Annotated in this window: 19 protein-coding genes and 2 tRNA genes; 1 reads left to right on the top strand and 20 read right to left on the bottom strand. The window is 64.7% G+C overall.

Going from position 1 to position 24,288, the window contains the following annotated elements:
• Positions 1-8 precede the first annotated feature (8 nt).
• The 11 genes from EPL01_RS19405 to EPL01_RS19355 form a co-directional block, all read right to left on the bottom strand.
• Positions 9-269: a hypothetical protein gene (locus EPL01_RS19405; RefSeq protein ID WP_135826939.1), complete on the bottom strand. Its 261-nt coding sequence runs from the start codon at positions 267-269 to the stop codon at positions 9-11.
• Positions 270-343: 74 nt separating this feature from the next.
• Entirely contained in the window at positions 344-790 is a 447-nt protein-coding gene (locus EPL01_RS19400) for a hypothetical protein (RefSeq protein ID WP_135826938.1), read from the bottom strand.
• Positions 783-1,262: a hypothetical protein gene (locus EPL01_RS19395; protein ID WP_135826937.1), complete on the bottom strand. Its 480-nt coding sequence runs from the start codon at positions 1,260-1,262 to the stop codon at positions 783-785. Before EPL01_RS19395 ends, EPL01_RS19400 begins: the two co-directional genes overlap by 8 nt.
• A gap of 141 nt (positions 1,263-1,403) precedes the next feature.
• Positions 1,404-2,768, bottom strand: a complete 1,365-nt coding sequence (locus tag EPL01_RS19390) for an ABC transporter ATP-binding protein (protein WP_135826936.1) — start codon at positions 2,766-2,768, stop codon at positions 1,404-1,406.
• Complete coding sequence (locus EPL01_RS19385; protein WP_135826935.1) at positions 2,744-3,889, bottom strand: ABC transporter ATP-binding protein; 1,146 nt, start codon at positions 3,887-3,889, stop codon at positions 2,744-2,746. Before EPL01_RS19385 ends, EPL01_RS19390 begins: the two co-directional genes overlap by 25 nt.
• Position 3,890: 1 nt before the next feature.
• Positions 3,891-4,850 (bottom strand): ABC transporter permease, encoded by a 960-nt coding sequence (locus EPL01_RS19380; protein WP_135826934.1) that lies wholly within the window; start codon positions 4,848-4,850, stop codon positions 3,891-3,893.
• Positions 4,850-5,839, bottom strand: coding sequence for an ABC transporter permease (locus EPL01_RS19375; protein ID WP_246045767.1), 990 nt, complete (start codon positions 5,837-5,839; stop codon positions 4,850-4,852). Before EPL01_RS19375 ends, EPL01_RS19380 begins: the two co-directional genes overlap by 1 nt.
• Positions 5,840-6,029: 190 nt before the next feature.
• Positions 6,030-8,093 carry an ABC transporter substrate-binding protein gene (locus EPL01_RS19370; protein ID WP_246045765.1) on the bottom strand — a complete coding sequence of 688 codons (2,064 nt, stop codon included), beginning with the start codon at positions 8,091-8,093 and terminating at the stop codon, positions 6,030-6,032.
• A gap of 146 nt (positions 8,094-8,239) precedes the next feature.
• On the bottom strand, positions 8,240-8,518 hold the full coding sequence (locus tag EPL01_RS19365; RefSeq protein WP_135826932.1) for a hypothetical protein: 279 nt from the start codon (positions 8,516-8,518) through the stop codon (positions 8,240-8,242).
• A 53-nt stretch (positions 8,519-8,571) separates the two neighbouring features.
• Positions 8,572-9,267, bottom strand: coding sequence for a type 1 glutamine amidotransferase domain-containing protein (locus EPL01_RS19360; RefSeq protein ID WP_135826931.1), 696 nt, complete (start codon positions 9,265-9,267; stop codon positions 8,572-8,574).
• A 612-nt stretch (positions 9,268-9,879) separates the two neighbouring features.
• Positions 9,880-9,954 (bottom strand) — tRNA-Met (locus EPL01_RS19355).
• Between the two features lie 193 nt (positions 9,955-10,147).
• Between EPL01_RS19355 and EPL01_RS19350 the strand changes: the two genes are divergently transcribed.
• The gene (locus EPL01_RS19350) at positions 10,148-12,547 is read left to right on the top strand and encodes a DUF2298 domain-containing protein (RefSeq protein WP_135826930.1); all 2,400 of its coding nucleotides are present in this window, start codon (positions 10,148-10,150) and stop codon (positions 12,545-12,547) included.
• A gap of 552 nt (positions 12,548-13,099) precedes the next feature.
• On the opposite strand, the gene EPL01_RS19345 is transcribed toward EPL01_RS19350, so the two are convergent.
• From EPL01_RS19345 to EPL01_RS19310, 9 genes are all read right to left on the bottom strand, one after another.
• A complete protein-coding gene (locus EPL01_RS19345; RefSeq protein WP_210424198.1) occupies positions 13,100-13,255 on the bottom strand; it encodes a DUF7576 family protein in 156 nt (51 codons plus the stop codon).
• 103 nt (positions 13,256-13,358) lie between these two features.
• A complete protein-coding gene (locus EPL01_RS19340; protein ID WP_168215960.1) occupies positions 13,359-13,685 on the bottom strand; it encodes a DdfA family disk-determining factor in 327 nt (108 codons plus the stop codon).
• A gap of 119 nt (positions 13,686-13,804) precedes the next feature.
• The gene (locus tag EPL01_RS19335) at positions 13,805-17,167 is read right to left on the bottom strand and encodes a PAS domain S-box protein (protein ID WP_135826928.1); all 3,363 of its coding nucleotides are present in this window, start codon (positions 17,165-17,167) and stop codon (positions 13,805-13,807) included.
• A 196-nt stretch (positions 17,168-17,363) separates the two neighbouring features.
• On the bottom strand, positions 17,364-17,912 hold the full coding sequence (locus EPL01_RS19330; protein WP_135826927.1) for an iron transporter: 549 nt from the start codon (positions 17,910-17,912) through the stop codon (positions 17,364-17,366).
• Positions 17,913-18,004: 92 nt separating this feature from the next.
• A complete protein-coding gene (locus EPL01_RS21875; RefSeq protein ID WP_168215959.1) occupies positions 18,005-18,175 on the bottom strand; it encodes a hypothetical protein in 171 nt (56 codons plus the stop codon).
• 302 nt (positions 18,176-18,477) lie between these two features.
• Positions 18,478-18,548: transfer RNA gene (locus EPL01_RS19325), tRNA-Gly, on the bottom strand.
• A gap of 108 nt (positions 18,549-18,656) precedes the next feature.
• Complete coding sequence (locus tag EPL01_RS19320; RefSeq protein ID WP_135826926.1) at positions 18,657-19,409, bottom strand: class I SAM-dependent methyltransferase; 753 nt, start codon at positions 19,407-19,409, stop codon at positions 18,657-18,659.
• Positions 19,410-19,808: 399 nt separating this feature from the next.
• The gene (locus EPL01_RS22260) at positions 19,809-21,995 is read right to left on the bottom strand and encodes a type II secretion system F family protein (RefSeq protein WP_135826925.1); all 2,187 of its coding nucleotides are present in this window, start codon (positions 21,993-21,995) and stop codon (positions 19,809-19,811) included.
• Positions 21,996-22,011: 16 nt separating this feature from the next.
• A complete protein-coding gene (locus EPL01_RS19310) occupies positions 22,012-23,706 on the bottom strand; it encodes a type II/IV secretion system ATPase subunit (protein ID WP_135826924.1) in 1,695 nt (564 codons plus the stop codon).
• Positions 23,707-24,288: the final 582 nt, after the last annotated feature.

Here is a 24,288-nt window from a genome sequence, read left to right as displayed (position 1 = left end):
GACGTGTGTCACCGGCCGGTAAGCACGTGCATGAGCCCGAACGCGACCGCAATCGACCCGACGAGGAGACCCGCGAACGCCGGGAGGATGCCGCCGTAACCGTAGAGGCCGACCCAGTGACCGGCGTAGGCCGCGACGAGGAAGGCGGGCACCGACAGCACCAAGAACAGCGACGAGAGATAGCTGGCGAGGGTGGGGTCCTCGTTGTGGTTGGCGAACGTGCCCCGCTCGCGCACCGGCTTGTCGGGGTTCGGGGTGTCCTTCGGCACGGGACGACGTAGCGCGGGGCGACTCATAAACGGCCCGGTTAGCGACGCTCCGAGAGACCGACGAGCGCGACTCGCTACGGTTCGAGGTAGCCCCCGACCAGCACCGCGCCGAAGTACGACCCGTAGAACGTCATCACGTACGCCAGAATCCCGCTCGTGACCGCTCGGCCGACCATCTGGCGCAGGATGAGGTCACGCGCGCCGGGCGGGTACGAGAGAATCCACAGCGGCGCAATCCACGCGCCGACGTGGACCGCGAACCCGACGACGACCGCGACCAGCGAGAGGCTGATGCTCTCGGCGAGGTCCTCGGCGAGGAGGTGGGTGTAGGCCCCGCCGAGACCGACGAGGACGAGCGCCCACGTCGCGGAGACGCCCCACGGCAGGAACTGCTCTTTGATGTACATGAACGACCCCATCCCGGCAACCCCGCCGGTCAGCGTCGCCAGCGCGAGCAGGCGGAGTCGGTGGCGGACTGCTCGACCGACGAGCGGAGTACTCGTGCGCGTGCGTTCAGCCATCGTCGTCCTCCGTCACGTCGATTTCGACCTGCTTGTCCTGAATCGTGCCTTCGAGGACGCCGCTCACGTGGAGTCGGCCCGACTCGACGGCGTCGGCGACCGCCTCGCGCTCGCCGTCCTCGATGGAGATGCGAGCGGTGACGACGCCGCTCTCGCCCGACGGAATCGTGGTCTCCTCGACATCCATTCCGAACCCGGTGACCTGCTCGCCGTCGATTTTGCCGTAGAGGTCGCCGTAGCGCGCGGTGAACGCGCTCCGGGTCGGGTTGTGGACTCGAATATCGACGACGACGTGGTCGCCGTCGTCGGAGACGGCGTAGTCGGTCGGGGTCCCGTCGATGCTCACCGCGTTCATCACGGCGACGTGCGCCGAGAACGACGGCACGAACAGCGCCACCGCGACGAGCGCGACGACCAGAAACGACCCCAGCGTAACCGGCTTTCTGGGGGAGAATCGCGTGCGGTCGGTCATGTAATCGTTCGTCCAGTTGTCGGCGCGACAAAAGAAGGTACTGATACGAGACGTGCTCGCACACGATGAGAGCTGAGAGGAGAGCAAAGGAGGAAACGCCGAGAGGGGGAGAAGCGACAAAAAGCGAGAGCCGCAGGGCCGTCAGTCGTCGGCGCTGGGTGCCTTGCGAGTCTTCCGTGCTTCGCCCTCGTAGAGGTGGCAGGCGGTAATCTGGTCGCCCGCCGTGCGGAGTTCGGGGTGGTCCTGCGCGCAGACGGTCGAGAACTCGCCGTCGAGTACCTCGCGCGCGCCGTCCACGTCGTCGTTGACGACTCGCTCGGCGGCCTCACGCAGGGTCGATTCGGCCCCGCTCGGGAGGTCGAGTTGCCGGAGGTCCACGTCCGCACCGGTCGCAACGTCGGGACGGTATTCCTCCGGAATTTCGAGCGTCAGACCGTGTTCGAGCAACTCCTCGACCGACCGGTCGCCCGCGGTCCCGGGACTCGCCTGGACGTCTTCCGGGCCGAGTTGCCCGGTGAGGACCTTGCGCTTGAACTGGAAGGCCCGGCGGAAGGCCGGTTGGCTCCCGGTCCAGTCCTCCGGCGGGATAATCTTCGAACACCGGGGGTGGAACCGACAGCCGGAGGGCGGGTTCCGCGGGTTGGGAACCTCTCCGGTGACGTTCGCGCGGTGGCGCTCGGCGTCGGGCGCGACCTCCGGCACCGCGTCGAACAGCGCCTCCGTGTAGGGGTGTTTGGGGTCCATGACCACGTCGTCGGTCGGCCCCTGCTCGATGATGTCGCCCAGATACATGATGGCGGTCCGGTCGCACATGTACCGGATGAGCGAGAGGTCGTGACTGATGAACACGTAGGTCAGGCCGTACTCGTCCTGTAGCTCCTTCATCAGGTTCAGCACGCCCGCCCGGATGGACACGTCGAGCATCGAGACGGGTTCGTCACAGACGATGAAGTCGGGGTTGACCACCAGCGCCCGCGCGATGGCGACGCGCTGGAGCTCCCCGCCGGAGAGTTCCTTCGGGAACTCGTTGAGGTAGGCTTCCGCGGGCGACAGGCCGACCTCGTTGAGGACCTCGATGACCCGGTCGCGGCGCTCGCTGTACCCGCCGTACATGTCGTTGATTCGGAGCGGTTCCACGACCGACTGGAACACCGTCATCCGCGGGTTCAGGCTCTCGAAGGGGTCCTGGAAGATCATCTGGACCCGCTTTCGGAACTCCTGCTCCTCGCTTCCGGACATGTCGGTGATGTCCTGGCCGTCGAAGTGAATCGAGCCTTTCGTCGGCTCGTGAAGCTGCACCAGCAGTTTGCCGAGCGTGGTCTTGCCACAGCCCGACTCGCCCGCGATGCCCATGATGTCTCCCTCGTTGATGGTGAACGACACGTCGTTGACGGCTTTCACCGGGGTCGGCTCTCGACCCATCAGGCGGTCCATGACCCCCTGAGACATGTCGAACCACTTCGAGAGGTTCTCGACTTCGACTAGTGGGTCTGCGTTTCGGTCCATGTTTCCTCCTTACCAGCTTCTTCGCGCATCATTTCGAGTTCGTTCACGCGGTAACACGCCGAGCGATGCTCGTGGCGGTCGGTGGCCTCGGTCCGGGTACCGGACTCGGCGGCTTGCACGTCGTACATCGGCGGATGCTCGGTGTGACACTCGTCGACCACGAACGGACAGCGGTCGGCGAACCGACAGCCAGCGTTCGGGTCCAGCAGGGTCGGCGGCGACCCCGGAATCGAGACCAACTGCTCCTGTTCCTGTTTGACCGTCGGGAAGGAGTTCTTCAGCCCGAGGGTGTAGGGGTTGGCGGCGTCCTCGAGGACCTCCTCCTTCGGGCCGCTCTCCATCATCTTGCCGCCGTACATCACGCCGAGTTTGTCGCAAATCTCGGCCATGACGCTGATGTCGTGGCTGACCACGAGGATGGAGACGTTGAACTCCTCCTGTAGCTCCTCGATCTCTTCGAGGATGCGGTCCTGGATAATCACGTCGAGCGCGGTCGTCGGCTCGTCGGCGATGAGCATGTCGGGATTGCACGCCATCGCCATTGCGATGACCGCGCGCTGTTTCATCCCGCCCGAGTACTCGTGGGCGTAGTCGTCCGCCCGCTCGGGTTCGATGCCGACTCGTTCGAGGAGGTCACGCGCCCGTGCGTCGGCCTCCTGCTTCGTCGTGTTCGGTTCGTGTCGGAGGATGGCCTCGATAATCTGGTCGCCGACCTTGTAGACGGGGTTCAAGGCGTTCATCGCGCTCTGGGGAATCAGCGCGATGTTGCGCCAGCGGATGTCGCGGATGTCCTCGTCGTCGAGTTCCGTGAGGTCGGTCATCCCGTCTTCGCGGACGGGATACTGGTCGTCCTCGATGACTTCGCGTCGGGGAGTCCCGTTCTCGTCTTGCCATCGGGGAAGCGTCCCGTTGAACCAGACTTCGCCGCTCTCGACGTAGCCGTTGGCGTCGAGCAGGTGGATGAGCGACTTGCCGAGCGTGGTCTTGCCACAGCCGGATTCGCCCACCAGTCCGAACGTTTCGCCGTGTTCGACGCTGAAGCTCACGCCGTCGACGGCGTGAACCTTCGAGTCGCCAGCGTCGTACCGCACCGAGAGGTCGTTTACTTCGAGTAGTGACATGTTAGTTGTCCTCCTGCGGGTTGGTCACGTCCTCCATCGAGAAGCCGATGAAGTAGAACGCGGCCGCCAGCAGCATGATACAGACGCCCGGCGGGATGAGCCACCACCACGCGTCGAAGACGTACCCGTTCGACTTGATGTTCTGGAGCATCAGGCCCCACGAGTTGGCGGTGAAGTCCGCCAGACCGAGGTACGCCAGCGACGCCTGCGCGATGATGGCCGCCGCCGCGTCCTGCGCGAGGAAGACGAACGCCAGCGGCAGGACGTTGGGCATGATGTGCCGGAACACGATTCGGGTGTCGCTCGCGCCCGCGACCTTCGCGGACTCGACGTACGAGCGCTCCTTCAGCGAGAGGGTCTCCCCGCGGATGACGATGCAGTTGTTGAGCCACGAGGTGACGGCGATGCCGAGGATGATGTTCGTGGTCGTGATGCCCCGAATCGCCACGAGGACGATGAGGAAGGGCAGGAAGGGCAGACCGTACATCACGTCGACGACGCGCTGGATGGTCTCGTCGATCCACGTGTTTCCGTAGAAACCGCTGATGAGTCCCAGCGGGACGCCGACGAGACTCGACAGCAGACCGGCCGCGAAGCCGATGTAGAGCGCGTCGTCGGCGGCGTGGACGATGAGCGTCAGGATGCCCTGTCCGAGGTAGTTCGTCCCGAGGGGTGCCCAGAACGGGTCGCCGAACGCGGGCGGGTGCGGCAGCGAATCCGCCTGCTCGGCGGTCAGCCGTCCGGGTTCGGTCCCGAGGTACGCGCGCCACTCCATCGAGTGGGGCGCGAAGAAGTCGGGGAACAGCGCCCAGAGGATGAACACGACCATGATGATGATGCCGAGGACGCCCATCTTCTCCTCGGTGAATCGGTCCCAACCGCGGCGGAACCGTTCGATTCGTGGCCGCCAGCGTTCTTTGAACGAGTCGAACTGTGAGCTACTTTCAGTTTCCGTAGACATTACGATTCACCCCCGAACTTGATCCGCGGGTCGAGATACGTGTACGCGATGTCGGTGAGGAGTCGCATGACGATGATGAGGACGGCGAGCATGAAGAACGCCGCTTGGGAGACGGGGTAGTCCCGACTCAGCACCGAGGTAACGATGACCTGTCCCAAGCCCGGCCAACTGAAGACGTTCTCGATGATGACACTCCCGTCGAGCAGGAAGGCCAGTCCGACGATGGCCTGCGTCGCCACCGGGATGAGCGCGTTGCGCGCGGCGTGCTTTATCATCACGGTCCGCTCGCTCAGTCCCTTCGCCTGCGCGAGGAACACGTAGTCTTCGCTGGTGACGTTGTTCATCGCCGGGCGCATGACCAGCATGGCGCCGACCCACGAGACGAACGCGATACTAAACAGCGGCAGGGCGATGTGACGGAGTACGTCGGTGATGATGTTCACCGTGGTCCACTCGAACCCCGCGAACTTGGTAAACATGTAGGTACTCGGCAGCCACTCGAGTTCGTAGTTGAACAGCCAGATGAACAACCACGAAATCCAGAAGGCGGGCATCGAGTACACGGCCAGACTGGACGTGAAGATGCTCTTGTCCTTCCGGGTTCCGCGCCACCAGCCGAGGTACATGCCCACGAGCGGCCCGACGATGAACTGGACGATGAACGCCCCGCCGAACAGCACGAGAGTCCGCGGGAGTCGGCGGATGATGATGTCCCACACGGGCTCTTTGTACGTCGGGGACCGGCCGAACTGGCCGGTCTGGTAGTTGATCATGAAGTCGATGTACTGTCTCCAAATCGGTTCGTTGAGGCCCCATGTCTCTCTCAGCCTTCTGATGTCCTCTTGGCCGAGCTCCGGGGTGATCATCGAGCCGATGAACGAACCCGGCATGCTCCGGATGAGGACGAACAGCAGCGACATGATGACAAGCAGGGTCAGGTAAGACACGACCAACCGCTTGCCCAAGTATCGTGCGCTAATTCGTGTCATAGTTTTGCTTCGGTTGCGGTGTGATTAGTTGCTGCCATTGCGACTCTGGCAAATACGTGCTGTTCATGGTGGAGGTTCGTTATGAATGTGATGATTTACCACGCCACGAATCCCCCACACGATGCGCCTACTCGGAAGTACTCGCGTTCGACGTACGAAAACGACGCGCGAGAGGGAAGGAGTTAGGTCGCTATTCCTTCAGGTGGATGTTGTTGAGTGCGGTGCCGAAGCTCGCGTACGGCGGGTCCACGAGGCCCTCGATGAAGCCGTCGAACTTCGCGGTGTTGACCGGCCAGCGCATCTTGTCGTAGTCCATGACGTAGTACGGCATGTCGAGGTAGATGCGCTCTAGGGCCTTCGCGCTGAGTTTGTTACGCTTCTTGGGGTCGAGCTCGGTTCGAGCGTTCGACAGAAGCTCGTCGGCACTGCCGCCGGCCAGACCGTAGCCGACGCCGTTGTACAGCGTCGTCGAGGTGTTCTTCTTGTCGGCGCCGTGGTCCTTCTCCGAGAGGTCGTCGGCGTTGTCCGAGTGGAAGAAGGCGTAGGCCGAGGAGCCGAACGGACCGGTGCCGCCCCAACCCATCGGGTAGATGTCGAAGTCCTCCTGCTGGTAGACCTTCGCCACCATCGTGTTGAACGACACCGTCTGAGTTTTGACCGGGATGCCGAGGCGCTTGAGGTTTTCCGTCCACCGCTTGATTGCCTTGGCCTCCTTCGGCGTCTTCTTCGGCGGGTCGATGAAGACGGTGATCGCGTCGCCGTCCATCACCTCAGGGATGGTCTTGCCGTCCACGCGGATTTCCTTGTCGGCCTTGTCGAAGTCCTTGAGTGCCGAGGACTTGACCTCGCCGAAGGTGTACTCGTGCTTGGGTTCGGTCTGGCTGGCCTTGATGCCCGAGAGACTGCCGGGGTACTCCTTGCCGGCGTAGGTGCCCTCGGAGCCGTCGATAATCTGGCCCTCGGTGAGGAACTTGCGGACGGCCTCCACGTCCGGAACCGCGGCCTCCTTCGCGCGGAAGTCGAAGGCGTTGGTGGCCGGGTGGGACGACATCTCGTCCTCGCCGGCGAACTGGTAGTCCGGACGCGGCGCGGGATACCCCGGCGTCTGGGCGAAGTCGCCCTTGATGGCGTTGTTCTCGAGGAGTCGCTGAATCCAGAAGTACTCGTCGAACATGAAGCCCATCGCCTGCTTGAACGCGACGTCGTCGAGGGGCTTCCGGCGACCGTTGAAGCCGAGATACGAGAACCCGCTGTCGATACCGTTGACGAGGCCCATCCCCTGCTTCTCCTTGACCTCCGGCATCTTCGAGGCCTTCATGCTACCGTAGTGGGTGTCGATTTCACCCTGTAGGAAGGCTTGGGTCATCGCGGTTTGGCTACCGTAGATTTTGAAGTTGACCTTGTCGAGGAAGGGACCGCCAGCGAGGAGCTGGTCGTGTTCCTTCCGCCAGTCGAGTTGGCTGAGGGTGTCGTAGTAATGCTCGTTGTCGAGGACGAGTTGCATCGAGGTGTCCGGATTGAACTTCGTGAGTCGGCCCGGACCGAGACCGACCGGACCGTTGTCCGGGTTCTCCTCCATCGGGTCGTACTTCTTGTAGTCCTTGCCCTCCCACTTGTGCTTGGGCAGGAGCGGGAGACCGCCGAGGGTGTCGTTCTCCCAGTACCCGATGGGCTTGTTGAGTTTCAGCTCGAAGTCCCAGTCGCTCTTCGAGGACTCTTTGATCTCCTCCATCGGCTCGATGATGCTGGCGAACTGGCCGGGGACCTGGTCCATGCAGTACTGGAAGGTGAACAGCACGTCCTCCTTGGTGAAGTCCTCGCCGTCGTTCCACTTCAGGCCGTCCCGCATGTCGAAGTAGATGCTCGGCTCGTCGGAGTCCTTCTCGATGGTCCAGTCGGTGAAGACCCACGGTTTGACCTCGTTCGAGACGGGGTCGAGCGCGACACCGAACTCGTAGACGCGGTACAGCGGGACGCCGCCGTAGACCGAACTGGACACGAGGACGTTCGAGGAGTCGGGTTTCGAGGACATCCCGTACCGCAACGTCCCACCCTTGGGAATGTCGCTAGCATCGCCCGTGACCGTGTCCGACCCGTCGGTCGTCTCGGTCGTCTCGGTCGTCTCGGTCGTATCCTGGTCGCCGCCACCGCTACAGCCAGCAAGAGAGAGGGCAACGGCACCAGCACCACTCGCTTTCAGGAACTTTCGTCGGCTATCGTTCGTACCATCCGATCGGTTGCGCCGGTGTGGCATACCATTGTGGTATGCAATCATGCATTTAAATCTACTGGTTGTGTGATGCTCTCAGGGTAACGTTGCGATAAATACTCGCCAGTAAGACCGTTTCAGGTGCGCTCTGTGCTGCGATTAGCTCAGTAAGGGACGGTTGAGAGGACGTATTATTCGCCTAAGCCGTGACCGTTGAGACCCATGTGACCGAAATATATCGTCGCCGCCGCGGCCATCGAGGCCATCGTTATCCAGAGTTCCGGCGCGAGCGCGCTCGGGTTCGACTGCGCCCAGAAGATGCTCATAATCGACCACAGCGAGGCGACCGCGAACGCGAGCGTCATTATCCACGTGCCGAGGAGGCGCTCCTCGGTCCGGGCGGCGACAAGCGCGACGGTCATCAGTAGCCCGGCGATGATTGCGAGAACTCCGCGAGTGTCTAACGCCATCGTCTCTCACCTATCGGTGAGAAGACGCGACGTATAAAAGTGTGCTTTCGGGATTAAGCGGGCGGCGTGACGCCGAGCGCCTCGACGAGCGCCATCACGCCCGCGTGAGACGAATCTGGACCGCGAGCGGTAATCAGGTCGCCGTGCGTCCTGACGCTGGTGTCGGCGTCCAACTCGGCGTCCCAGTTCGCCCCTGCGGCTTTCACCTCGTCTTCGACCCAGTAGGGGAGTTTGCGGCCGTCGGGCATCAGGTCGTTGTCGTCCACGATGTTCTGCTCCCACTCGTTGGGGAACCCGGTCACGTCGCGGCCTTCTACGAGAAAGTCGCCGTCGCTGTCGCGGGTGAACGCGAGCAGACCGACCGCGTGGCAGATGGCCAGCGCCTTCTGGTCGCCGTCGCTCTCGACCATCTCGCGGAGCAACGTGCGGGCGTGTCTGTCCTGATTCACGTCCCACTCGGTGCCGTGACCGCCGGGGAACACCACCGCGTCGTACATGGCGGAACTGGCCGCCGCGAGCGGTTTCGGGTTCTGTAACCGCTGGTCGTTCGCGTGGACCTCCGTGACGCGCTCGGCGGTCTCCTCGCCCACGTTCTCGGGGTCGATGGACCGGTCGTCCACGACGGGTTTGTTCCCGCTCGGCGTCGCCACGTCCACGCTCGCATCCGTGTCTGAAAGCGTTTCCAGCGGGTCTACGCACTCTTCTCCCCAGTACCCTTCTTCGCTAACCACGAACAAGACTGATGTCATCGTGTGTCACACCTCGCGGTGTCCACTACCTCGCGGAACTCAATAAATCCGGGTTCCGACTCGGGCGCGCGCTGGCCCGCGGCAAAAACTGCGAGCGGTCCGAACGGAATTAGTTGTAAATTTTCATCCGGAATCGCCCGTGTGAGCGATTAGACAGTTCGGCGTCATCCGCCTCGGCTATCTCACGTAGTATTTTAAATTAATCCGTATTGACTCGCCAGAAATGAAAGCTATCTAACCCCTAATTGGAATCTGACAGCGATTACCTCAAATCCGGGTCGCTACTCTCTCGACTCGTCGGTTCGAGCTTGGAAGACGTAGCGGGAGGTGGATTTGAACCACAGTCAGTCCGCTATACTCCCTTCCCTGATTCAAATCCACTCCGAAGCAGATTCGCGGAACTCGGTCGTGACTCGGCGATAAAACGCCTCGTCGGACGTGAGTTCCGCAAAAGTATAGCGGGAGGTGGATTTGAACCGGAGCAAGACGGTCCTGCTCGCTCTCTCCAGTCGCGTCGCAGGCGTGCGACTTGCAGGGTTCAAATCCATCGTACTTTCGAGGAAACGGTTCACTCGTCGCTACGCTCCTCGTTCACGTTGTTTCCTCGAAAAGTAGCGGGAGGTGGATTTGAACCACCGGTCTGCGGGTTATGAGCCCGCCGGAATCTCCTGGCTATCCCATCCCGCTACTATCTCGTAATGCCGTCGAACGAATAAGGGTTATGATTCCGTCGCCGTATGGGAATTTCTCTCGGTATTGTCTGATTACCGAACCACCGAACCGGCGTGTCCGACAGGAGGCGCGGTCGTACCCGCCGAAAACGGCCTGTAGTTGCGCTGAACCCCAAGAGGTTTATCGCTCGGTCGCACGCTACAAATCGATGGAGTACGCGCTCGTCCTGCTGTGGTTCGTCGTGTTTCAGGCGCTCGCGTTCGCCGCGCTGCCGCTCGCTGCCCGGCTATTCCCCCGGTTTCCGGACCGGGGCGCGGCCTTCGCCCTCCCGGTCGCGCTGGTAGTCGTGACGCTGGTCGGCTACTGGGTGGGCCACCTCGGGTTCGGACGGTGGACCGCCTTCCTCGGCGTCGGGGTTCTCGCGGGCCTGTCACTGGTAGTCGCGTGGAGCGACCGGTCGCTCCGGCCGGACGGGGCGGGGTCCCTCGGGTCGGCAGTCCGGCCACGCGCGTACGCGGAGACAATAATCATATTCGCAATCGCGTTCGGACTCCTCGTCGCCATCCGGTCGGTGGACCCCTCTGTCCACCCCGGCGGGGGCGAGAAGTTCCTCGACTTCGGCATCCTGAAGTCGCTACTGCGGGCTGACGCCCTGCCGCCACAGGACATGTGGTGGGCGGGCGAACACATCCTCTACTACTACGGCGGTCACCTCGCGTCGGCGTTGCTGGCACAGCTCACGGGGACCGAGGCCCAGTTCGCGTACAACCTCGCGCTCTCGGGGTTCTACGCCGCGCTGGTGACCGGAGCCTACGGTCTCGCTGGCGCGGTGGCCGACGCTCGCGGGGGCTCCCGCAGGGCCGCAGGGGTGTTCGGGGCCTTCTTCGTCGGCTTCGCGGCCAACCTCGTGACCGCGGTCACGGGCCTCGTCTGGCTCCTGCCCGACGAGATGGCCCAAGGCGTGGCGAACTGGGTGGCGAAGCCGATTTCGGACTCGACCTCGGGCGAACTCGTCACGAAGGGACTGGATTCGTTCGGCTACTGGGGGCCGAGCCGAGTGATTCCGGGCACCATCAACGAGTTCCCGCTATTCTCGTTCCTCAACGGCGACCTCCACGCCCACATGGTCAGCACGCCGTTCATGCTGTTGGTCGCCGCGCTCGGGTTCTCCTACTACCGGACACGGCCGGGCGCGATTCGGCGGCGTCAGGCGCTCGCGTTCGGCGTCCTGCCGCCGATGGTCGGTTTCCTCGGGTCGGTCAACGTCTGGAGTTTCCCGACCGGTCTGGGCGTGGTCTGGCTGGCGATTCTGTTCGCGCCCGCCGGACCCCTGTCGCTGTTCCCCGGCGTCTCGGGGTCGGAGACGGTCGAACCCGTCGCCGACGGCGGCGAGGAGGCCACCCCCGAACGGACCTCCTCGTCGGTCGAGTCGCTGGTCGGCTCGGAGGTCAGGCGAATCGCGGGGGCGTTCGCCGCGACGGGCGCGGTCGCCGCGCTGGCAATCGCGTGGGTCGCGCCGTTCGTCTTCGGCATTTTGCTCGAGTCGGCGGGCAACCGGAGCATCGCCTTCTTCCCCGACCCGTCGAGCGCGGTCGGCCTGCTGTTGGTCCACGGCACCTTCCTCGCGGTGTTCGGAGCGTACCTCTGGCCCCGAGCGCGCGAGGCCTTCGAGGTCGATTTGGGTCGGTTCGCCGTCCTCGCGGGTGTGCTGGTCGCGCTCGCGTGGATGGCGAGCTATCCCGTGCTGGCGCTGGTCGTCCCCCTGCTGGCGGTCGGGTGGGCGCTCCTCCGGACCGAGGGCGCGCAGTACCGCCTCGACGCCGACTCGGCGGCGTCGAGCGTCGGCTACGAGACGGTCCTGCTGGTCGCGGGGGCCGGACTCGTCACGCTGGTCGAGTTCGTCTACGTGCGCGACAGCGCCGCTGGCGGGCGATTCAACACCGTCTTCAAGGTCTACATGCAGGTGTGGATTCTCTGGGCGACCGCCGCGGGGGCTGCGCTGGGCGTGCTGGTCTCCCGGACCGGTCCCGCCGACTGGCGACTCCCGGTGGTGAACATCGACCGCGCGGGCGCGATGAGCGGACTCGCGGCCCTGCTTGTCGTCTCGACCTCGCTCTACGGCGGGATGGCGCTCGGCGGTCACTTCACCAGCGAGTTCAACCGCATCGACGACCCCACCCTCGACGGCAAGGCGTTCGTCGAGGACGACCACCCCTCCGAGGCCGCCGCTATCGCGTGGCTGGACGACCGGGAGGGCCAACCCCACATCGCCGCCGCGCCGGGGCAGAAGGTCTACACGTGGACCAGTCCCTCCTCGTCGCTGACGGGCCTCCCGGCGGTCATCGGCTGGGTCTACCACGAGGGCATCTATCGGGGCCACGACACGGCCGAGGCCCGCGCGAGCGAAGCCGACCGCATCTTCACCGGGTCGTGGGGCGACCGGGCCGAGCTGCTGGACCGCTACGACGTGGAGTACATCTACGTCGGCCCGCGCGCCCGCGACCGCTACGGCGAGGAGGAACTCCAGTTCGGCCAGTATCCGGGCATCGAGGAGGCCTTCCGCGAGGATGGCGTCGTCATCTACCGGGTCGAGGAGTCGGAACTCTGAGTCGGATTCGGCGGGTGCGTTCGGGGATTTCGACCGTCTTTTCGAGTGCTATTTCGTCCTTCAGCAGTCCGGCGCGCGCTGGCGCGCTCTCTCGTGAGCGCGCTATCGGCGTGCGAGGGATGAGTAGCGCAGGCCGCAGGCCGAGCAACGCAATCGGTTGGGGAGGGTGTGGCCCGCGGTCGCGGTGCGGTTGCGGTGCTGTGCGGGAGACTCCTCGGCTTCGGCAATAGCTAGCCTCGCTCGACTCTCCTCGTTTCGTAGCAGGACTACTCGAAGAACAGGACCATCAGGAGTAGCAGGACCACCAGAACAACAGGACCATCAGGAGTAGCAGGACCACCAGAACAACAGGACCATCAGAAGACCAGCAGGCGACCAGCGTAGCAAAAATCGAGGAGTGGCAAAAGCAACAGGTTGTGAACGACCCCGAACGAATCTCGACCACCGAACCCACCTATCGAGTAAAGGCGTACAAAAGCTGCTTAGAGAAATAAAAACAAGGGGGAAAGAAACAATCTCCTGCCCCCCACCCGCCACGAACCAACTCCGTCGTCAGTCGTCGCCGTTGCCGTCGAGCCACGCCGACCGGCAGTCCTCGCAACAGAAGTCGTAGATTTCCGCGGTCCCCTCCTCGTCGCGGCGCGTGGCGACCGGGTGCCACTCCTCGGGGTCGATGCGCTCGTCACAGTGGGTACACTGGGGATTCACGGCATCACTGCTCCGGCCGTCGTTCGAGTGTCCCGATGGTTCGTGACGGTGGGAGTTCGGGCGTTGGTGCATATGCATGGGAGCGAATCACACGTTGACCGGGTTACGGCGTTTCGTCGGTGCCGACGGGGCGGGCCTCCGCGTCTGCGTCGTCGGCGACGCCGACCGTCAGGTCGCGCTGGGTTACCTCTATCTCGCCGTCGCCGTGGACGACCACGTCGCACCCCGCGAAGGTGAACTCCACGTAGCCCTGGTTGCGCCCGCTCCCGCGGGTCGCGGAAAACAGTCGGTCGAGCGCGTCCGGGTCGATAACGTGGTAGAGCGGCCCCACCTCCGTCGGCTCCTTTCCCGTCTCCTCGGCGACCGCAGAAATTACGCGCTGACTCGTCGACTGCTCCTCGAACGTTTTCCCCGTCGTAGTCGTACTCATTCTCTATTCCATTCTATAGTGGGACGTAGGGATAGGAATTCACGATAGATGTATAGCCGGACCGCCGACCGGCGATTTATACATCTAAATCCGACGAGTGAGCGCGCGAGAATCGGAAATCAATCGTCCTCGAACAGCAGGCCGAACAGCGCGCGCTCTGCCGCCCGGAGGTGACGGCTCACGGTCGGTTGGGACACGCCGAGGACCTCCGCGATTTCCTCGGCGGTGCTCTCGCGGGGCCACTCGAAGAAGCCGCTGAGGTAGGCCGTCCGGAGGACCTCCCGCTGGCGGTCGGTGAGCCGATTTGTGAGTTCGGACTCGAACTCTTGGCGGGTCATCACGGGTTCGTCGCGCTCTCGGCGCGCGACCAGTTCCACGTCGTCGTAGTAGTCCTCGAAGCGGTCCACGAACGCCCGCACGTCGGCGCTCTGGGGGACCCGAATCACGAATCGAGTCTCCTCCTTGGTGGCGGTAATCGACTGGGGCATCGCGCCGCGGTCCACCAGCGACCCGAGGAAGGAATCGTGGGCGAGCGTCGACTCGTAGAGGTACTCGTCGTCGCGCTCGGTGACGAGCCGCACGTCTTCTATCCACGAGATGCTCTCGGCGAACTCGATGGTCTCGTCGGGCGGCGACTCACGAATGGTGAAGAAGGCGTGGAGTCGGCCGTCCTCGCGCTCGACCGCGTTCTCGAACTCGAACTTCGCGCCGGTCTGGGTCACGAACGCCAACAGGGGACTGTCGGCCCCGCGGACCCGGAAATCGAGTTCTATCGACCGCTCGCTCACCAGCGCCTGCTTCTGTTCGAGCGCGTTCAGCGCGTAGCCGATGGTCTCGCCGAGTTCCGACAGCACCGCCTGTTCCATCTCGTTGAAGATGTCGGTCTCGCTGGCGTACAGAATCAACACGCCCCTGAGCGCCCCGCCGTAGACGACCGGCACCGCGACGCACGACCGATAGCCGCGCTTGAGCGCCTTCTCGCGCCACGGGTCGAACGGCGGATCCCCGAGCAGGTCGTTCTGGACCTGCAACTGCTGGGTCCGGACCGCGCGTCCGGCCGGACCCTCGCCGCGCGCCGCGTCCTCGTCGGCGGTCACCATCACCTCGTCGAGGTACCCCTCTTCGACGCCAGCCCTCGCTTGCGGTCGGACCTCGCCGGACGCTCGGTCGTGCTTGCCGAACCACGCGAACCGGTAGGGGCCGGTCTCGGTCAGTCGGTCGCAGACCGCCTGCATCACGTCCTCTTGGGAGGAGGCCTGTGTCAGCGCCTTCGTAATCTCCCGAATCACCCGGTTGATGCGGTTGACCCGCTCCAGTTCCCGATTTTTCTCCTTCAGGTCGTTGCGCTGCTCCCGAAGCGTCTCCTCGCGCTCGGCCCGGTCGAGCGCCGACCGGACGTTCGAACAGAGCATGTCCGACAGCGACACGTCGGTCCGGTCGAACCAGTCGGTCTCGGGCGCACCAGCGAGGAAGACGCCGAACTTGCCGAGCGGAATCGAGAGCGCGCTCCCCATCTCGGCGTCGGCGTCGAGGGCCGCGAGGTCCGCGAACGTCTTCGACTCGCCCTCCACGAACGTCTGCCACGCCACGTCGTCGGCACCCTGCCCGAGGAGCGCGTCGTCGATGTCGTCGCCCGACCACTGCCGGACGGTCGGGACGAGCGCGCCCGCCTCGTCGTCGTAGAGCGCGACCGCGGCGTTCGGGAAGCCGAGCGTCTCGACGGCGGCGTCGACCCCCAACTCGCAGATTTCCGCCGAGGTCTCGGCCTCCGACAGCGACTCGAACAGCTCGTTGAGCGAGGTGAGTTTCTCCTCGCGGCGCTTGCGGTCGGAGACGTCGCGGACCACGCCGACTCGACCCACCCCGTCGTCCAGCGGGAGGGGGGCGACCCGGACTTCGACCGGGACCGAGTCGCCGCCGCGGGTGGGCATGGTCGCCTCCAGCGTCACGACCTCCTCGCCGTTTTCGAGCGCCTCCGGCACCCAGTCTAACTCGTCGTAGAGTTCCGCGCCGAGGATGTCGGCGGCGTGCTCGCCGACCAACTGTTCGCGGTCGTAGCCCGTCAACTCGGCGTAGGCGTCGTTGACCGCGACGAACCGCGAGTCGTCGTCGAGGGCGTACACCCCGTCGTCCACCGCGTTGAGCATGGCCTCGTAGCGTTCGAGGCGGCGGTCGCGCTCGCTGCGCTGAATCACGGTCGTCAGGATGCGCGCGATGCTCTGGACGAACTGCACGTCGTGGTCCGCGTAGCTCCGGCGCTCGGTGTCGTGGACGCCGAGGACGCCCCACGGGTCGTCCGGCGACCCGATGACGACGCTGACGCCGCTTTTCGCGCCGATGGACCGGAGGAGTTCGTCGTCGGCGAACCGGTCTTCGGTCTCGAAGTCCTCGACCACGACCGGCTCCTCGGTCAGGAGGGTGTAGCCCGCCTGCGAGTCGCGGTCGGTGCCGATGGTCGCCGAGTCCCAAATCTCGTCGTCCCACCCGACTCCCGTCCGGGCCAGCAGGTCGCCCTCGTCGGGGCGATACTCCAGCGCCCCGGCGTACTCGTGGTCTAACGCCTCGGCGACGAGCTCGGTCGCTTCATCCATCAGGTCGGGGACGCTCCTGTTTTCGAGCGCGTGCTGAGAGAACAGAGAGAGCGCCTCCTGCTGGCGAACCCGGTGGTGGAGTTCCGACTCGCGGCGCTTGCGGTCGGAGATGTCCCGGACGATGCCGGTGAACCGCACTTCGTCGCCCGAGGCGAACTCGCTGAACGAGACGCCCAGCGGGATTTCGGTCCCGTCGCGGCGCTGGCCGGGGAGTTCGAGGTAGTTCCAATCGACGTGGCGCTCGCCTTCGCCGAGGTAGCGCCGAATCCCCTCGCGGTGGCGCTCGGCGAACGCCTCGGGCATGAGTTTCGTCAGGGACTCGCCGACGAGCTCCTCGGGCGAGTAGCCGAAGATGTCGTTTACCGCCGAGTTGGCGAACTGGACGGTGCTGTCGGTGTCGATGACGAGGATGGCGTCGGATAGCTCCTCGGCGAGCGCCCGGAAGTGTTCGCCCGCCACGACGCCTTCGGCGGTTTCGGACGCGACCGCGTCCTCGACTCGCTCGGCCAGCGCGCGAATCTGGTCGGTCTCGGCCCGGCGCAGTCGATCGGCCGTCGCTTGGTCGGCCGTCGCTTGGCCGTCCGTCGCTTGGTCGCCCGCCGAGTGGCCGTCCGCCGCCTCTGCGGTCGGGACGCCCGGAACGACGTCGACGCGGACGCCGGACTGTTCGCGCCGGAAGAGGCTCTCGGCGTCGCCGCTCGCGCGGTCCGCGACGGCCGAATCGAGGACGACGTAGTCGATGTCCTCGCTGTCGAGTGTCGCCAGCGCCTGCCCGACGCTCGTGACGAACGAGAGTTCGACTGCCGGGCGGTCCTCCTCGAACAGCGATTCGAGTCGCTCGCCGGTCACGTCGCTGTCCGCGACGTAGAGGACGCGAACCGAGTCAGCCATCGTTGCGTAGGTCCTGAATCACGTTCACGTTCATCGCTCGTGTGGCGGTATTCGGAGGTGGAGCGGTCGTCGCAACCGAACCACGGTGTCACTTTTTGACCGAGCAGTAGGTACGTCTATAAATAGGGCGCTAGAGCGGAAAAAGGGTACGGCCCGAGTCGGATAGCCGATATGTCGGTCGGATATGTCGTCCGAGTTAGTCCTGCCCGGTCTCGACGTCCACGTCCTCGAACGTGACCGCGACTGACTCGCCGTACCGGTCGCCGTTCTGCTCGTCGTGACGCTCGAACGTCGGCGGCTCGACCCGAACGTCGATGGTGTAAGTGCCGTCGGCGGGGACTTCGAGGTTCTTCCCGTAGTGGTAGAGACCGGGGTGCCAGAGGAGGGGGAGCCGCGTCGGGCCGACCTGTTTGCCGTCCTCGCGGGTCAGCGTGGCGATGACGGTGCATTCGGGCACGAACCGGCCGTCCGCGGCGTCGCAAACCGCGACTTCGAGGTGGCAGTTCTCGTCGTCGGGTTCGACCCACTCGAACCGGCCTTCGCCTTGCAGGAGATACATCCCCTCGGCCTCTTCTTGGGCGAAGCCGACCACGTAATCGCCGACTTCCCGCTTACCGCCGGTGTGGGCGACCTCGTTCGCCATGTAGTCGAGGGCCTCTCGGTAGGCGTCGCCCGCCTGCCGGGCGAGGTCGAGTTGTTTCTGGTCCACTTCGTCGCTCGTCTGTTTCTCGGGATTGTCGGACATGGTGGACAGGGGAAGCACGGTAGTGCGGGGAGTAAGGGTTGTGGCGGGCGAGGAGTCGTCTCCCGCCACGGTTCGGGGTCGTCCCACCGCCTTCAGTCACTCTGGTTCTCGACGACCTCTCGCCACGACGACTCCTCGAAGAACGACTGGAGCGCCATGAGGACGCCGACGTAGGAACCGAACGCGACGACGAGGAAGGACACGAGGAATCCCAGAATCAACTCGCCGAACGGGTTACCGCCGAACATCTGGAGGAGGACCATATCCGACGTAGATAGCGCTCGGAATTAAGCGATTCGCTCGCGGCAGTAGAGCAGACGAGCCGCTCGCCGAGTAGTTCGCCGAAAAAGTGCGCCGGCCGGGAGCGAGCGGACCGATGGTCCGCGAGCGCCGAAAGACGCGAAGCGTCTTTCGGAACTTGAACCAGAGCCAGACGTTCTTGCTCACCTCGCTTCGCTCGGTTCCGCGAGCATGCGACTGGCAGGGCGCAAGTCCCTCGAAGTCGATTTTACGGCTCACGAGTGGCGAGCAGACGAGCTGCTCGCCGGGTAGTTCGCCGAAAAAGTGCGCCGGCCGGGACTTGAACCCGGGTCGATGGCTTGGAAGGCCATAGTCATACCACTAGACCACCGGCGCATTGCGCTCACTTCGTTCGCTTATGCGCCGAGGCTCGCAAATCCTACGGATTTGCTCACCACCGGCGCGCAGCTACATTTCCTCCTTTGCCGTCCGGCATTAAGGGCCTTACTGTTTCGTCCCGCGAACGGTCCCGTAGCAGTTCCCGCTCGAAATCTCGAACTCGACCAGTTCGAGGTCGCTCTCGGCCACGTCGGCCTCGAACTCCGCGGGCGAGTAGATGTGGTAGAACCGCTCGACGCGCTCGCCGCCGGGGAGCGTCCAATCGACCTCCGTATCGAATCCCTCCTCGCCGTCGCGGGCTTCGCCCGCTCGATTTTCCGAGGCGCTCCGCGCCTCGCTGTCGAATCGGTCGTGGGCGGTACTCCACGCGCTGACCAGCGCTCGGCCCTCGGTCGTGAGGAGGCGGGCGAGTTCGTTCAGGCTCTCGACGCGGGCCTCGCGGGTCGGCAGGTGGTGGAGCGTGGCGACGTAGACCGCGAGGTCCACCGTCGCGTCCCAAAGCGGGAGGCGGGCGGCGTCGGCCTGCACGAGGTCTAGGTCGAAGCCTCGCTCGGCGGCCCGCTCGCGGGCGGTGTCGAGGAGACCCCGACTCACGTCCGCCGCGACCACCCGGTCGGCGTGGTCTGCCAGCAGTTCGGCGTGGCGACCGTTGCCACAGCCGAGGTCGAGCGCGACCGGGACGGTTTCGGCGTTGGAGTGGTCCGCAACGAACTCCTCGACCTCGGGCCACGCGTACTCGCGGGTCTTGGCGAAGTGGTCGGCGATGTAGTCGTAGGTCGCCTGAACGTCGCTTCGCTCTGGGGGTGTGGCTTCGTCGCTCGCGTCGTCGTTTTTCTCGGCTTCGTCCGCCCCGTCCATGCGTCTGGGTGGGGTACGGGGCGTGAAAACGACTCCGATGGTAGATGCGTCGGCCTTCTGGATCGGCGTGGGAGTTCGTGATTCGTTGGAAAGTTGATTTCCCGGCCAGCACGGAATAGAGCTGTTTGGTGTAGGGAGCTAGCTATCGCCGAAGCCGAGGAGTCTACCGCACCGCCCCGCCACCGCGACCGCGGACCTCACACCTCCCCAACCGCCTGCGTTGCTCGTCGCTACGCTCCTGCGCTACTCGGCCCTCGCACGCCGATGGCGCGACACGAGGTCGCGCCAGCGCGCGCCGACCGCCGTGTCGGAAATCAAAATACGCCTTAAAGAATTAAATATCTTCTCTAAACAACTCTTCTAACTTTCTAAAGCAATTTATACAATTCTAAGGCCCGACTATGGCAGGAACAGAAACACGCCGTAGGCGATGGTCAGCAGCACCGTCGCGTGCTTCGCGCCGTTCTTGACGCTCCCCTCGCCCATCTGCCCCGCCAGCAAGCCCGAGAACAGCGCCTGCACGAGCGAGGCGTGGAAGAAGAGCAGGGTGTAGCCCTCGACGTTGACGCTCGAAATGCCCGAAATCGGGCCGCCGCCGACAGGACTCCCCGAGGGGGCGCTCGCGCCGGTCGGCAGGTTCGGGATGAGGATGCTGTTGAGCGCGCCGACGATGACGAGGAAGACGAAAAAGGAGAGGTAGATGATGAGGAGGTAGGTCAGCATCTCTTGGCGGCGCTTCTGCTTGAGTCGCCGGGTGTCCTGAGCGTCGTCGGCAGCGATGCGGAGGACCCGCGCGATGTCGCCGCTGGCGGCCATTGCGTTGGCGATGAGCGTGACCGTCCGGGTGATTGTCGGCGTGTCGAGGCGGTCCTCGAACCGGTAGAGCGCGGTCTCGGCGTCCACACCCCACTGGATGTCGGCCCAGAGCTTCTCGACCTCGGTATCGAGCGCCCCGAGGTCGCTGTCGGTGACTCTGCCCAGACTCTCGACCACCGACATCCCGGCCTCGTTCACGCTGGCGAGGCGGTCCAGAAAGTCCGGCACCCCGGCCTCGATTGCGGCGATGCGCCTGCGGTGGAGTTCCTGGACGACCGCGAAGGTGCCGACGACGACCAGCGCGGCCTGCACTACGAAGTCGTCCACGACCCGGAGCGAGAGCGTCCCGGCGGCGAGGTGGGGCCACGACCGGAACAGAATCGAAAGGAGACCGAGCGGCACTGTGGCGTACAGCACCACGACGGGGTTCTCGCGGAGCGTCCGCATCGGGTCGGCGATCGCCTCGCGGAGCCACCGGACGTTCTCGAAGGCGTCCAGCCGCTCGAAGTTGACCGCGCCTGCGCTCGCGCTCTCGCCCGACCCCGCGCTCGCGGTTCCGCGGGCGTGAGCGCCCGCGGAACCGCCCCCGTCCGGGCGAGCCGCGTCCGACCGAACCGGAATCTCGTCCGGGCGCTGGACGCCGGTGCGCTCGGCCGCGGGGTCGTCGGTTCGCCGGACGCCAGCCAGCGCTATCGCCGAGAGGTCCACCTCGCGGTCCTCGCGGGCCGCCCGGAGCGACTCGGTGATGCTGTCGAGGTAGACCACGAACCCGACGTTCGCCAGCGGGATGGCGAGGTAGGTCATCGCCCGGAGGAGCGGCAGGGTGTCGCCCAGCGCCATCAGGCCCATGATGACCAGAATGGTGATGAAAAGCAGGGGTGCGACCACGAACACCGAGACGTACCCCTCCGCGAGGGTGGCGAGCAGTTCGAGGAAGGCCTCCTGCTGGGCCTCGGCGTCCTCCTGGTAGCGCTCGTACTGGTTTTCGAGATACGCCGAGATGCTCTGGCCGCTCTGGAGGACGCTGGCGAGGTTGTCGGCGAACTCGCCGAACTTCTCGCTGGGGGTCCGGTCGGCGAGTCGCTCGATGGCCGACAGCATGTCGAGGCCCGCGTAGTCCATCGCCTTGACGACGACCGCAATCTCCTCGGCGGCCTCGCCGTAGACCTCCCGATTGCGGGCGAGGGTCCGCATGATTTCGGGGAAGGCCATTCCCGACCGCGAGAGGGCGTAGATGAACGCGACGGTCCGGGCGATGCTCTCGTCTATCTTGCGCTCTCTGGCGTTGGCCCGGTACGACAGGTTCTCCCACCGAATCCAGTAGGTCAGACCGCCCGAGGCCACGCCGAGGGTCGCGCTACTGGTCAACAGGAGCGCGAACAACTGGCCCGCCGAGAGGTCCGGAAACACCAGCAGGCTTGCCAGAAAGTGGAGTTGCGAGGGCAGGGTGGCTTGCATCGCCGCTGGCGAAATCCGGAGAATCGCCAGCACGCCCGCGACGAGGTAGACCCCGAGGACGCTCCCGGCGACCGCGGCCAGCCCGGCGTACAGCAGGGTCTTGGCCGCGAACATCCGGTAGGTCTCCTCGGCGTGGACCGCCTGCAAGAGTTCTCGGCGCTGGCGGCGTCGCCTGCCGTGGTCTTCTATCCACCCGCCGAACGCGGTCAGCGCGGTTCGGGTGACGAGTAGGTTGGCCTGCTTGGAGACGGGAGCCGCCGCGACAGGTGCGAGGAGGGCGACCACCAGCACGAGCGGCAAAAAACTGAGCATTACAACCACCCCGTCATCAGTCGAACCCGGTCGAGACCTCGCTGTCGAGGTCCAGGGTGTCCAGCACGCGGTCCGGGTGCGAGTAGTACTCGTTTATCATCGCGGTGAACCGCCGATAGTCGGAGACGCCGCGCTCGCGGAGGTACTGGAGGACGCGCTTTCGGTTCCGGAGTTCTTCGAGAAGTTCGGCCCGGGACCACCCGCGCTCGTCCTGAATCTCGTCCAAGACGTTGCTGTCGTTGCGCCGGAAAGTGTCCTCGTTGGCCTGCCACGAGAAGGTGGTCGAGTAGTCCAAGTCGCCGGTCCGCTGGTCGATGCCCTCGATTTCGGCGAGGACGCGGTTCCGGCGGACGCGCTCGTCGCCGACGTAGGTCAGCGTCTGGACCGAGAGGATGTCGAGGCTCTGAATCATCGCCCGCGGGACGTTGATGGGTTCGTTTTCGAGGCGGTTGATGACGGTCTGGACCGAGTCGGCGTGCATCGTCGAGTAGGTGGTGTGGCCGGTGTTCATCGCCTGAAAGAGGGTCATGGCCTCCTCGCCGCGGACCTCGCCGACCACGATGTACTCCGGGCGGTGGCGCAGGGCCGACCGGAGCAGGTCGTACATCGTGATGTCGGCACCCTCGCCGCGGCGCTCTCGCGTGACCGACGAGAGCCAGTTGTCGTGGTAGAGCGCCAACTCGCGGGTGTCCTCGATTGTCAGCACCTTCGAGCGCGGCGGGATGAACATCGAGATGGCGTTCATCGAGGTGGTCTTCCCCGAGGCGGTGCCCCCGGCGAAGATGAGCGACTTGTTCGACTCGATGGCGAGCCAGAGGTACGCCATCTGGTCGAGCGAGAAGGTGCCGTAGTCCACGAGGTCGATGGGGGTGAACGGTTCGTCGGCGTACTTCCGGATGGTGAACGCGGAGCCTCGGGGGGTGACCTCCTCGCCGAGTGCAAGTTCCGCGCGAGAGCCGTCGGGCAGGGTCGTCTCGACCACGGGGTCGCCGATGCTGACGTGGCGGCCCGACTGCTGGGCGAGGCGGACGACGAGGTTGTCGAGTTCCTCCCGTGCGTAGACGACGTTGGTCTCGATGTCGGTGTACTCGTCGTGGTAGACGAAGAGTGGCAGGTCGTAGCCGTCACAGGAGATGTCCTCGATGTGAGGGTCGGCCATTAGCGGGTCCAACTTGCCGAACCCGCGGAACGAGCGGAAGAGGTAGTAAAAGAGCCGATAGAAACTCGCCTCGTCCACCTCGACGCCGTACATCGAGAGGAGTTCCCGCAGTTCCTCTTTCAGCACGGTCTCGGGGTCTTTGTCGGGATTTTTGGCGTCTCGACTCCCGCCGTCGTCCTCGTCGTCGCCCGCCTCGCGGGCCTCCCGGCGGTGGATGAGCGAGTCGCGCATGTCCGAGAAGAGCCGTTCGAGGAGTTCGGTTTCGAGGTCGTCCAGTTCGGGTTCCACGACGTGATACCGGTACTCGTTCTCCACGTCGTCGTAGTTGATGGCGACGAACGCGAAGGGGGCGTTGACCCAGTAGCGGTCTATCTCCTCGTAGCCGTCGAGGCCGGAGAACGACACCAGCGCGCCGTGTTCGGCCGGGTCGTACTCCTCGGCGTCGATGGCCGACCCGCGGAGGACCTCGGCGGTCCGCCGGAGCGTCCGCTGGAACTCGCGGATGCGAATCCGCACGTCGTCGGTCCACTCGGAGAGGGGAGACTGGGACATGGTGAGTCGAGCGCGAGCGGTCGGGACGCGTGGCCGCTCGCTGACGGTTTACGCGCCACATCACGTCGGGGGTACTTAAATTACCGGTCAGCGAGTGCGTGGAACTGGGTCGAGTGGCGATAGCGTTCTTGACTCAACGACTGCTCCGGTGCGACTTCTGGTTGACTGTTCCGGCGCGCGCTGGCGCGGTTTTCTGTCCGGCGCGCGCTGGTGGGGCCTCTCGTGGCCCCGCCAATCCGTGCGAGGGCCGAGGACCGCAACGAAGTGAGGACCGCAGGCGGGTGGGGAGGACGAGGTGCGGTGCGGTTGCGGTGCTGTGCGGGAGACCCCTAGGCTTCGGCAATAGCTAGCTTCTCCTCACAGACACCCTCCGTTTCGACCGGACTGAACACAGTACGGATTCTAGCAATCGTTATAGCTCCGCCACGTTGTAACCAACTAACAATATGTTAAGAGGCACTGTCTAGTTAGCGCGGTTTAAGAAGTGAGCAGGTTGTAGCGGTTGTGTCCATGCAAGCCGCAAACCTGCTCAAAAGGACGTTAGACACCGCGACTCTTGAATGTTGGCAGCGGGAGCGGACG

The organism is Halorussus ruber (genome assembly GCF_004765785.1).
GTDB lineage: Archaea > Halobacteriota > Halobacteria > Halobacteriales > Haladaptataceae > Halorussus > Halorussus ruber.
The sequence above is the reverse complement of the archived record's forward strand: the minus strand, read 5'-3'. Positions and strand labels throughout refer to the sequence as shown.